The organism is uncultured Anaerovibrio sp., assembly GCF_947302755.1.
Lineage (GTDB): Bacteria > Bacillota > Negativicutes > Selenomonadales > Selenomonadaceae > Anaerovibrio.
The window spans coordinates 1-11,437 of the sequence record NZ_CAMYWM010000081.1 but is presented as its reverse complement, the minus strand read 5'-3'; the positions used below and the strand labels follow the sequence as shown (position 1 = coordinate 11,437).

Below are 11,437 nucleotides of genomic sequence, written 5' to 3'. Positions count from 1 at the left end.
GTTGATGACCGTCCACGGGAAAGGCTAATGGCCTATGGCCCGGGAATTCTCAGCAACGCTGAGCTTCTGGCAATACTGCTCAGAAGTGGATCCAAGGAAAAGTCGGCAATGCAGCTGGCTCAGGAAATTCTGAGTCAGCATCGTGAGAGCGGGGTGTTGGCTCTGGCTACAATGCCAGTAGAGGAGCTAATGCAGTACAAGGGTGTGGGCTCGGCCAAGGCCACAATGGTGGCTGCGGCAGTAGAGCTGGGGAAAAGGCTTGATAAGCATCTGGCCTCACCAAAGCCCGTAGTACGCTGTCCTGCTGATGCGGCGGATTACGCAATGCCAAGGCTGCGGTTTGAGCAGCGGGAGCATTTTGCTATCATACTGTTGAATATCAAGCATCATATTTTGTCCATGCCTATTATATCCATTGGCAGTCTTACAGCTTCGGTGGTTCATCCACGGGAGGTTTTTAAGGTTGCCGTTCAAAATTCAGCTGCAGCGCTGATATTGGTTCACAATCATCCCAGTGGAGATCCGTCTCCCAGCAAGGAGGATTTGAATATTACCAGGCAGCTGATGGAGGCTGGAAAGCTAATGGATATACCTGTATTGGATCATATTGTCCTGGGAGATAATAAATATATTTCCCTAAAGGAGGAAGGTATGATACAATGATATGCGGCCCATTATGTGGGCCCTGACCTGGCAAATAGACTTATTCAGCCGGAGCCTTGGGCTCCTGCTGAATTTAGTCGGGTAAATCCAGGGCTCCGGAGGTGTGCAGCGCCCATTTAAGCTGTGGGAGCCTTGGCAGCTGTCAGCTTGGTGTAAGCTTTTTATACATCTGTTTGTATTAACGCAGTAATGTTGATGGCCCTTTATATTTATCCGATGCTAACGGGTGCTAAGACTCCCTCCTCTTAGGTGGGAGTAAAGCACCCGTAAAGCCCTGGGTAAAATTCAACTAAATTCAGATGGAGTTAAAACTCCACCTGAATAAGTTATCATTTTATGGGCAATCATCTTAATTAACGATTAAACCAGTATATGCTGTGTTGTCTTGAAGGGAGTTATTTATTTATGTGGAATTTATTTGGTGGATTATCCCATGATATGGGTATTGACTTGGGCACTGCAAACACGTTGGTTCACGTCAAGGGCAAGGGCATTGTGCTTCGTGAGCCATCTGTTGTTGCTATAAAGAGTGAAAATGGCGAGGTATTGGCTGTGGGCGATGATGCAAAGCGCATGATTGGCCGTACCCCAGGCAGCATTATCGCTATTCGTCCAATGAAGGATGGCGTTATTGCTGATTTTGATGTTACTCAGGCCATGCTTAAGTATTTCATCCGCAAGGCAATGAATACGAAATCCTTTGTTCGCCCTCGGGTAGTGGTAGGTGTTCCTTCCGGTGTTACCGAGGTGGAGAAGCGTGCAGTTATCGATGCAGCCCAGCAGGCCGGTGCCCGGGAGGCATATCTCATTGAGGAGCCTATGGCTGCCGCCATCGGTGCCGGTCTTCCAGTGGAGGAGGCCACCGGTTCCATGGTAGTAGATATTGGCGGCGGCACCACGGAAATTGCCGTTATATCCCTGGGCGGTATTGTTACCAGCTGCTCCATCCGCATTGGCGGTGATGAGATGGATACGGCAATCATCCAGTACATCAAGCGGGTATACAATCTTATGATTGGTGAGCGTACTGCCGAGGAAATTAAGATTACTATAGGCTCTGCCATCGTAGATACAAATGGGGATAAAACCATGGATGTCCGCGGCCGGGATTTGGTAAGCGGCCTTCCGAAGAACCTTACCATCAGGGCCAGTGAAATTCGCGATGCCCTCAGTGAGCCTGTATACAAGATTATTGATGCTGTAAAGAGCACCTTGGAAAAGACTCCGCCGGAGCTGGCTGCTGATGTAATGGATCATGGCATTATGATGACAGGGGGCGGTTCCCTGCTGACCAACCTGGATAAGCTGCTGAGCAATGAAACTGGTATGCCGGTATTGGTGTCCGAGGATGCCCTTTCCTGTGTAGGTGAAGGAACCGGACGTTCCTTGGAGAATATTGAGCTCCTGAAGCGTGTTGTTATGACTACAAAGAAGTTGAGATAAGATGAGCAGGATTAGACGGGATAATGATGCACGTAAGACTACCTGGATGCTCGTGGTGGTAACAATCAGTATTTTTGTGATTATTTTCTTCGCCGCCCGTGGTCGTATGGCACCTGTTTTGACTAATCCAGCCGTGGTTACGGCCCTGGCTCCATTTCAGCGTGCTATTTCCTGGGCAGGTGGCCGGATAAATGGTGCAACCTCCGCTGTATGGGAGGTCGCCACTGTATATTATCAGAATAAGCAGCTTCGTGAAGAGGTTGTTGCCCTTCGCCAGCAAAATATTCATGCAAATGAATTTGCTGCTGAAAATATTCGCCTGAGGGAAATGCTGAATTACAAAAAAATGGCAGTGCAGTTTGATTTGCTTCCGGCCACGGTTATCGGCCGGGAATCCTCCACCTGGACCAGTATGATTGTGGTCAATCGGGGTTCCATTGATGGTATCGCCAAAAATATGCCGGTGGTTACTGACAAGGGCTTGGTGGGCGTGATTACCGAGGTGGCACCAAATGCCTCCAAGGTTCAGCTTATTCTTGATCCCCGTTCCTCCGTGGGAACCCTCATTCAGCGTCCGGAGTCCAGAGTGGCCGGTATTGTTCAGGGCAATCCAAGCGATCCGATGCTTCCACAGATGATAAATATACCCCGTAATGCCGATGTGGTTGAAGGGGATGTGGTGGTAACCTCAGGCTTTGGCGGAGTATATCCAAAGGGACTGCTCATCGGCTCTGTGGCGAATATTCAGAATGATGGCGGTGGACTTTTGGAAATTGCCTATCTGTATACTGCTGTGGATTTCCAGAAATTGGAGGATGTTATGATTATTACTGCCTCCCGTGAAGCACCACCGCAGCCCCTGACTGCTCCTGTGCAGACTCCGGGCACCGAAACTGATAAGGATGGCAATCCGGTAGGTGGGGATGGAAAAAGATGAAGAAAATTCTGGCCTGGCTACTGTTTACCTTAGTAGTTTACGCATTCCAGTCCGCCTTTATGCCTTTGGTGTATTTCTATGGCATGGGACCGGATTTAATATTGCTGATGGTCAGCTCCATAGGCTTTCTCAATGGGAAACGGGTGGGAAGCTTTGCCGGTTTTCTGTTGGGCTTGTTTGAGGATTTGGCCACCGGAACCTTTTTTGGATTAAATGCTTTTACCAAGCTCCTTGTGGGTCATGTATGTGGTATTTTCTCCACCAGAGTGCTGAAGGACAGCTTCGGCCTGCCCGTAATGGCATCTATACTGAATACCGCTGCGGTGTTCTGCATTACGGAGGCCATTGTGCTGTTGCTTGGCTACCGGTTTAATATATTGACCCATCTTTATACTAAGCTGGTTCCCCTAATGTGTTACAATTTAGTGTTTGCTTGGCCGATGCATTGTGCAGTAAGATGGCTGCATAATAAAACAGCAGATAAGAAATAACTAGTGTGGGAGTTTTTTGAGTGAACACAAATAATATAGAGTATAACGGCCGTCTTCAGGTAATCAGCTATATTATTGTACTGGTTATCGCAGTGCTGATAGGCCGTATTGGCTATTTGCAGCTGTACGATGGGGAGTACTATGCAAGCCTTGCCGATGGCAACCGTATACGAATAGTTCCGGCAGTGGCTCCCCGTGGCACCTTTTACGACCGGAACGGTACTATGATGGTTACCAACCGGCCTGGCTTTGCCGTATCCCTGTTACCGTTGACTGCGCCAATATCCGACGAGGTGATCAACCGTCTGGCGGACCTGCTGAAGGTTCCCAAGGGGGATATTGAGGAAAAAATCAAGGCCCATGTGGGCTTTGATCCAATCCGCATAAAAACGGATGTGGGGCCTGAGCTCCTCAGTATCATTGCCGAGCAAAAGGATTTGTATCCCGGCGTTGTGGTGGAGGTCCTGCCGATACGGGATTACATTTACAAGGAGCAGGCTGTCCATGTATTTGGCTATGTCAGCGAAATTAATGATGCAGAGCTGGAAGACAAAAAAAATTCACCCCATAAATATAAGATGGGGGACATTGTGGGCAAGGCCGGCCTTGAACGGGTATATGATTTGGAACTCCGCGGCGAGGACGGCGGCGAACAGGTGGAGGTAGATGTTACCGGTAAGCCTGTGGAAATACTGGGCAGGAAAAATCCTATTCCCGGCTCTGACCTGTATCTGACCATTGACAAGGATATCCAGGCAGCGGCAGAAAGGGCTGTGGATGAACAGCTGGTGGCCGTCGGGGCCAGGGCAGCTGCGGCTGTGGTAATGAACCCCCAGACCGGTGAGGTGCTGGCCATGGTGAGCCGCCCCTCCTTTGACCCAAATTTGTTTGTAGGTGGTATTTCCTCCAAAAATTGGAATGCCATTAATGATAATCCTAATCACCCAATGGATAACAAGGCCATTACCGGTGAGTATCCGCCGGGTTCAACCTTTAAGATTGTTACCGGTACAGCAGCCCTGGCCGAGCACGTGGTGTCACCGGAGGAGCAAATATTTGACTCCGGTAAGCACTGGATTGTGGATAAGGGCAACGCTGACGGAGAGGCCCTGGGCTACATTAATTTTGAGGAAGCCATGGCCCACTCCGATAATGTATATTTCTATGAAATGGGTAACCGCCTCGGTATAGATCGCCTGGAGAAATATGCCCGGATGTTTGGCCTGGGCAAGCCGACGGGTGTAGACCTTCTCTTTGAAGCCGAAGGCCTGGTGGCCTCCCGGGAGTACAAGGAAAAGGTTTTTGACGAGGACTGGTACCTGGCTGAAACCTTTGACGCGGCCATAGGACAGGGCTTTAACAATGTTACCCCTATCCAGGCGGCAATGGTAATGGGGGAAATCGCCGCTGACGGCAAGCGGTTTAAGCCATACTTGGTGGATAGAATTGTGGATTACGAGGGCAAGACCGTCAAGAAATTTAAACCGGAGCTGGTAGGTCAGCTTGATGTGGAGCCTCAGCATATAAGACTGGTTCAGCAGGGCCTCAAGGGGGTAACCAAGTACGGAACTGCTGCATCGGTATTCAGGGGCTTTCCTGTGGAAATTGCCGGTAAAACCGGTACAGCCGAGAACCCTCATGGCCGGGATCACGGCTGGTTCGTGGCCTATGGTCCCTTTGATAACCCTAATATTGTTGTGGCCGTGATTGTGGAACAGGGTGGTTATGGCTCCACCTCTGCGGTACCAATTGGCAGGAAAATATTGGAGGCGGCCTTTAATATTCCGGATCCGGCCAAGCAGGCCGAGCTGGAGCGTCAGCGTCAGCTGGCCCAGCAGGCTCAGAAAAACAAGGAAAACAATTCCAACAACAGGGCTCAGGAGCAGCCGGCAGTTGTAAACAATGCCCCGGCACCGGGAAGGGAATATGGTGCTGCTAACGGCAGGAGATAATATATCTTTCTAAAGACAGGTGGGGAGAGTATGAGCAGGGAATTAGTAACAATAAAGGGCGGCAGGGATGGCTTCCGTTTATTGGTTGACAGTTCAGCCAGCATTGAGGAAATTGAAGCTGAGATAAAAAAGAAGCTTGATGCTAATCCGGGCTTTTTTCCTGAGGGAACTAAATTTGAGCTGGAGGCAGCTGATTTAAACCGCTCGGTGAAGAAGGGGATTGGTCAGATTCTAAGTCAGCACGGATTGGGAGTTGCGTTGCCCGCAAAGAAGGAACCGGCTGCTGTATCGGTTCCTGCACCGGCTGCCGAAGCTCCGCCAATCCCCAATGGTGGCATTCAGCACGATGGAAATGTGACCGCCCATGAAATGACGGTAGTCGAACACACCATTCGCGGCGGTGAGGAGGTTACCAGTCATGGTTCGGTGCTGGTAATGGGTAACGTTAATCCCGGTGCCCAAATAATTGCCGGCGGCAGCATTGATGTACGAGGCACCTGCCGCGGTATGGTTCATGCCGGGGCTTGGGGAGATACCAGTGCGGTGATTATTGCCGACAGGCTTATGCCGACTCAGATTCGTATTGCCAATATGATCGCCCGTTCACCGGATGTTATGGAGAAAAATAATTTTGCTGAACAGGCATTTATCAGAGACGGACAAATTGTAATTGAACCGATAGAAAGGTAGGATTTGGGAGAATGAGTGAAGTTATTGTTATTACTTCTGGTAAGGGTGGTGTAGGTAAATCCACCACCACAGCAAATCTTGGTGTAGGCCTGGCGATGCGTGGGAAGAAGGTAGTTCTCATTGATACAGATACGGGCCTGCGCAACCTGGATTTACTTCTCGGTCTTGAGAACCGAATAATGTACGATCTCATCGATGTGGTTGAGGGTCGGGTGGAAATAAAAAAGGCCCTTGTTCGTCACAAGAAATATGAAAATTTACAGCTTTTGCCCACCTCTCAGGTTAAAGACAAATCTGCTGTTAATCCTGCTGACCTTATGGTATTATGTGATGAGCTCCGCAAGGAATATGATTTTGTTCTTATTGATTGTCCGGCTGGTATTGAGCAGGGCTTTCAGACGGCGATTGCCGGTGCGGATACGGCTATTGTTGTTACCATGCCTGAGGTTTCTGCAGTTCGTGACGCCGACAAGATTATCGGTGAGCTGGGCCGTTCCGAAAAGGACAATATCAAGCTCATTATTAACCGAATAAGACCAGCCATGGTGGATAGCGGCGAAATGATGGATATGGATGATATCAACGATATCCTGGCTATTAAGTGCATTGGTCAGGTCCCTGACGATATCAAGGTAGTAACCTCTGCCAACCGGGGTGAGCCTGTTGTTGGCGACAGCGATTCCCAGGCCGGTAAGGCTTATGAGAACATTGTGGGACGTCTCCTGGGTGAAGATATCCCATTCATGGAATTTGAAAAAGAGGGCTTTTTCAAGAAATTGATGAAGGCTTTTAAATTTTCCAAAGATTGATATTGGGGGGGACGTGTAAATGCTTGATTCTTTAAAGCGGATATTTTCCCATGAGAGCTCCGGCAAGGTGGCCAAGAAACGGCTTCAGATGGTGCTTATTCAGGACAGGGCCAGCGTTTCACCTGAGGTTATGGAAAAGCTCAGGGATGATATTATTCAGGTAATATCCAAATACATGATTATCGACAAGACGGACATGGAGATTTCCCTGGAAAATGTCGATGATTCTGTGGCATTGGTGGCCAATATACCGGTTCATACCATGAGACATCAAAAATAAGGGGTGTTCCCGTAATTGTCTGCAAATAGACCACTTTTGACAAAAAATGGTCTATTTTTATTTTGTTGTAAGGGCGTAGTGGGAAATATCATTTTCCACGAAGTATGCTGTCAGAATATTGTTCTTTACACAGGTTCGTGATAATATATAAAAGCTATATTTAGAAAAGATATTTGGAGGATAGATTCTTGAGTTCAAATAAAAAACTGAGAAAAATTGATGTTGAGCTTATTGCGGCAGTGGGGGGAATCATTCTTATGAGTCTGATTACCATCGGCAGTGCCACCCACATCAATACTCCATCAGAGGACCGGTATTGGTTTGTTCTGCGTCAGGGTATTTTCACCGTATTAAATATTGGCGTAGTCCTGTTTTTCATGAATTTTGACTACAGAATGCTGCAGGGCTACGGGAAAAAGCTGTATATTTTTAACATTATCATGCTGCTGGCCGTTATGTTCCTGGGGCAGACTGCCCTGGGGGCCCAGCGGTGGATTCAGCTTGGTCCGATTTCCCTTCAGCCATCAGAGTTTTCAAAAATTATCATGATAATATGTATGGCCTCTGTATTCCAGGACAAAATAGGTCAGCTTAATAAATTGTCGGATTTGCTTCCCCTGGCCGGATATGTGGGCCTTCCCTTCCTGCTGGTGCTGAAGCAGCCGGATTTAGGTACCTCCCTGGTATTTATGGCCATATTTATCGGCATGATTTTTGCCTGCGGGGTAAATATTAAGCTGTTAATGGGCATGTTTGCAGGGGCGGTGGCCTGTGCCCCCCTTATATGGCATTTCGTTTTAAAGGAATACCAAAAAATGCGCATCATGGTATTCATTGATCCCAATGTGGACCCTTTGGGCTCCGGCTACCATATTATTCAGTCGAAAATAGCCATAGGCTCCGGCATGCTTTTTGGCAAGGGCCTCTTTGCCGGTACCCAAAGTCAGCTGAATTTCCTGCCGGAAAATCACACAGATTTTATATTTGCCGTGGTAGGAGAAGAGCTGGGCTTTGTGGGAGCCACCATTTTGCTGCTGCTGTATCTTGTGGTACTGCGGCGGGGTATAAAAATTGCCCAGCAGGCCCAGGATAATTTTGGTATGCTGCTGGCTGTGGGGATTACCTCCATGCTGGCCTTCCACGTATTGGTTAATGTGGGGATGACCGCCGGAATTATGCCTGTAACAGGTATTCCATTGCCATTTATGAGCTATGGTGTCAGTGCCCTTACCACCAATATGTTTGCGGTGGCGATTTTACTGAATATTTATTTGAGAAACCAAAAGCTCCAATTTTAGGTTTCCGTATATATAGGAGTTTGAGCAATGATAAAATTAGAACCTGAAATTCTCCAGGCTGTTGAAAAGCCTGCCCGTTATACAGGTCACGAATTAAATGCTGTACACAAGGACTGGGACTCGGTGGATTGCCACTTTGCCCTGTCCATGGCCGACGTTTATGAGGTGGGGATGTCCAACCTGGGACTTAAAATACTGTATGAGGTGTTGAACAATCGGCAGGATACCGCTTGTGAGCGGGTATATGCCCCATGGTCTGATATGGAGGATATTATGCGTCAGCGTAATATACCTCTGTTTTCTTTGGAAAGCTTTACGGAGATAAAGTCCTTTGACCTCATCGGCTTCACCCTGCAGTACGAAATGCTTTATACCACTATTCTTAATATGCTGGATTTGGCCGATATTCCCCTATGGACCAAGGACCGCAGTGAAGAGGACCCGTTCATTGTAGGTGGAGGACCCACTGTCTTTAATACTGAGCCTATAGGAGATTTTTTTGATTTCTTCATCCTGGGGGAAGGTGAGGAGCTTATTGGGGAGGTGGCCGGCACCTTTGCCAATTGGAAGAAAAATGGTCGTATAGGCGGACGCCCCGGCTTTTTAAAAGAGGTGGCCAAGCTGGAGGGCATCTATGTGCCATCCTTTTATGCGGTGGAATATGATGCCGGACAACGCTTCAAGGCCATTACTCCCTTGGAGCCGGAGGCCAGGGAGAAGATTTATAAGCGGGTTATCAAGGATTTGGACCAGGTTCACTTCGTGGAAAAGCCGGTAATGCCCTACATCGGCATCGTCCATGACCGTATTATGCTGGAATTATTCCGGGGCTGTACCCGCGGCTGCCGTTTTTGTCAGGCAGGAACCTCATACCGCCCCATTCGGGAGCGGAGCCTGGCTTATCTCCGCAATGTGGCCCGGAAGCTGGTGGATTCCAGTGGCTACAATGAAATGTCCCTTACCTCCCTGAGCTCAGCCGATTATTCCTGTCTGGGGGAGCTGGTGGATGATTTGTTTGCTGATTTTGCCGGGGAAAAGGTCAGCTTTTCCCTGCCCTCATTGCGTATAGACAGCTTTTCCATCGATTTGGCCCACAAGCTGCAGCAGGTACGGAAAAGCGGCCTTACCTTTGCCCCGGAGGCTGGCACCCAGCGTCTGCGGGATGTGATCAACAAGGGGGTTACCGAGGAAAATCTCATGACCGCCGTGGAAGCCGCCTTTAAACAGGGCTGGAAGCAGGTGAAGCTCTACTTTATGATGGGTCTGCCTACGGAACGGGATGAGGATATTGTGGGCATTGCCCGGCTGGCGGAGAAGGTAGCCAGAAAATACAAGGAGGTTACTGGCAAATGGGGGGTTACGGTCACCATCAGCGTATCCTGCTTTGTACCCAAGCCTCATACCCCCTTTCAGTGGTTTGGCCAGCTGCCCAAGGCCGAGTTTGAACGCCGTCAGCGGCTGTTAAAGGACAGCATTACGGAGCGGGCTGTTAAATTTCACTATCATGATGCCCGGGTCAGCGTGCTTGAAGGGGCCATTTCCCGGGGAGACCGCCGTTTAAGCCAGGTGATTTATCAGGCCTGGCGTGATGGGGCCAAGTTTGATGGCTGGACGGATCTCTTTAAGGAGGATGTATGGCACAAAGCCTTTGAAAAGTGCGGCATTGATATGAAGGAATACAGTGAGCGCCCCCGGGCCTTTGATGAGCCGTTGCCATGGGAGCATACCAGCCCTGGGGTTTCCCGGGAATTTTTGAAGCGGGAATGGGACAAGGCTGTGGCAGAGCAGCTTACAGAGGACTGCCGCCGCGGCAAATGCTCCGGCTGTGGAGTCTGCCCATCCCTTAAGGTGAATATTGTGGACTGGAAACGTCAGGAAGGGGAGGTGCAGGCCAATGTATAAGTATCGGGCCCAGCTGACCAAGGGTGACGAAATAAGATATATATCCCATTTGGATTATGCCGGTGTAATGGAACGGGCCATTCGTCGGGCCAAGCTGCCGGCGGCCTATACTGAGGGCTTTAACCCTCACCTGAAGATGTCCTTTGCTTCCCCCCTGTCCCTGGGTGTAACCAGTGATGCGGAATATATGGATTTTGAGTTGACCAAGCCCCTGTGTCAGCCGGAGATTTTTGATAAGCTGGCCGCCGCCCTGCCACCTGGCATACGACTTATCAGACTAAAGCCGGTAAAGGAGCCGAAGCCCTGTCAGGGAAAGAAGCATAAGGCCCTGATGGCCGAGGTGGAGCAGGGGATTTATGAGGTGGCGGCCCCTCTTATTGGTGACTGGGATACAGCAGTCAAGGCTGTGGACAGATATAATAGGGCCTCCGAGGTAAACTATCATCGTGTGACCCCGAAAAAGACCAGGGATATTGAGGTCAAGCAATATATGCGTGAGCCGGTTAAAATTGGTATGAGGGGTGATTGGGTAAAGCTGACCATGAATATTTCCATTACCCAGACCGGTAGTATAAAGCCAGCGGAAATACTGGAGCTGTTACATAATGAATTCGGTCTGCCAGTTGCCTTGGGCCGGGCATTAATCAATCGCAGCAGGCTCATGGGCCAGGGCAAGGACCTGATTGATCTGGTATAAAAAGGTAGGGACGGCTATCTATTGCAAGAATACTTCGCTAAAAATATTTTTTACTATGAACACTTAGCGAGCACAAGCCTACGGCGCAGTGGGAGCTTAGTGTTCGTTGTAAGGGCGTGTGGACACCATTAAGTGTCCAGTAAGTTTACTATCAAAACAATAGCAATAAAAATCATAACTCGCTTCGCTCAAACAAATAATTTTTATTACTAATGCAGGAAAGAAAAAAATATTTTCTTGACGCTCAGTATTCAACTGCACTATATAGCCATCCC

At 48.9% G+C, this 11,437-nt stretch carries 9 protein-coding genes and 1 pseudogene; all 10 read left to right on the top strand.

Annotated elements, in window-relative coordinates:
* Positions 1-663: DNA repair protein RadC (radC, locus tag Q0Y54_RS08565; protein WP_297966354.1), on the top strand; the 663-nt coding region annotated here is incomplete at its 5' end.
* A 405-nt stretch (positions 664-1,068) separates the two neighbouring features.
* The gene (locus tag Q0Y54_RS08560; protein WP_297966352.1) at positions 1,069-2,106 is read left to right on the top strand and encodes a rod shape-determining protein; all 1,038 of its coding nucleotides are present in this window, start codon (positions 1,069-1,071) and stop codon (positions 2,104-2,106) included.
* Position 2,107: 1 nt separating this feature from the next.
* Positions 2,108-3,043, top strand: a complete 936-nt coding sequence (mreC, locus tag Q0Y54_RS08555; RefSeq protein WP_297966350.1) for a rod shape-determining protein MreC — start codon at positions 2,108-2,110, stop codon at positions 3,041-3,043.
* The gene (mreD, locus tag Q0Y54_RS08550) at positions 3,040-3,534 is read left to right on the top strand and encodes a rod shape-determining protein MreD (protein WP_297966348.1); all 495 of its coding nucleotides are present in this window, start codon (positions 3,040-3,042) and stop codon (positions 3,532-3,534) included. Before mreC ends, mreD begins: the two co-directional genes overlap by 4 nt.
* A gap of 20 nt (positions 3,535-3,554) precedes the next feature.
* Positions 3,555-5,486 (top strand): penicillin-binding protein 2, encoded by a 1,932-nt coding sequence (gene mrdA / locus Q0Y54_RS08545; RefSeq protein WP_297966346.1) that lies wholly within the window; start codon positions 3,555-3,557, stop codon positions 5,484-5,486.
* Positions 5,487-5,516: 30 nt separating this feature from the next.
* Complete coding sequence (gene minC, locus Q0Y54_RS08540) at positions 5,517-6,176, top strand: septum site-determining protein MinC (RefSeq protein WP_297966345.1); 660 nt, start codon at positions 5,517-5,519, stop codon at positions 6,174-6,176.
* A gap of 11 nt (positions 6,177-6,187) precedes the next feature.
* On the top strand, positions 6,188-6,985 hold the full coding sequence (minD, locus tag Q0Y54_RS08535; RefSeq protein ID WP_297966344.1) for a septum site-determining protein MinD: 798 nt from the start codon (positions 6,188-6,190) through the stop codon (positions 6,983-6,985).
* Positions 6,986-7,004: 19 nt separating this feature from the next.
* The gene (gene minE / locus Q0Y54_RS08530) at positions 7,005-7,265 is read left to right on the top strand and encodes a cell division topological specificity factor MinE (protein ID WP_297966343.1); all 261 of its coding nucleotides are present in this window, start codon (positions 7,005-7,007) and stop codon (positions 7,263-7,265) included.
* 188 nt (positions 7,266-7,453) lie between these two features.
* Entirely contained in the window at positions 7,454-8,563 is a 1,110-nt protein-coding gene (rodA, locus tag Q0Y54_RS08525) for a rod shape-determining protein RodA (protein ID WP_297966341.1), read from the top strand.
* Between the two features lie 27 nt (positions 8,564-8,590).
* Positions 8,591-11,162: pseudogene (locus Q0Y54_RS08520) on the top strand (TIGR03960 family B12-binding radical SAM protein).
* Positions 11,163-11,437 lie beyond the last annotated feature (275 nt).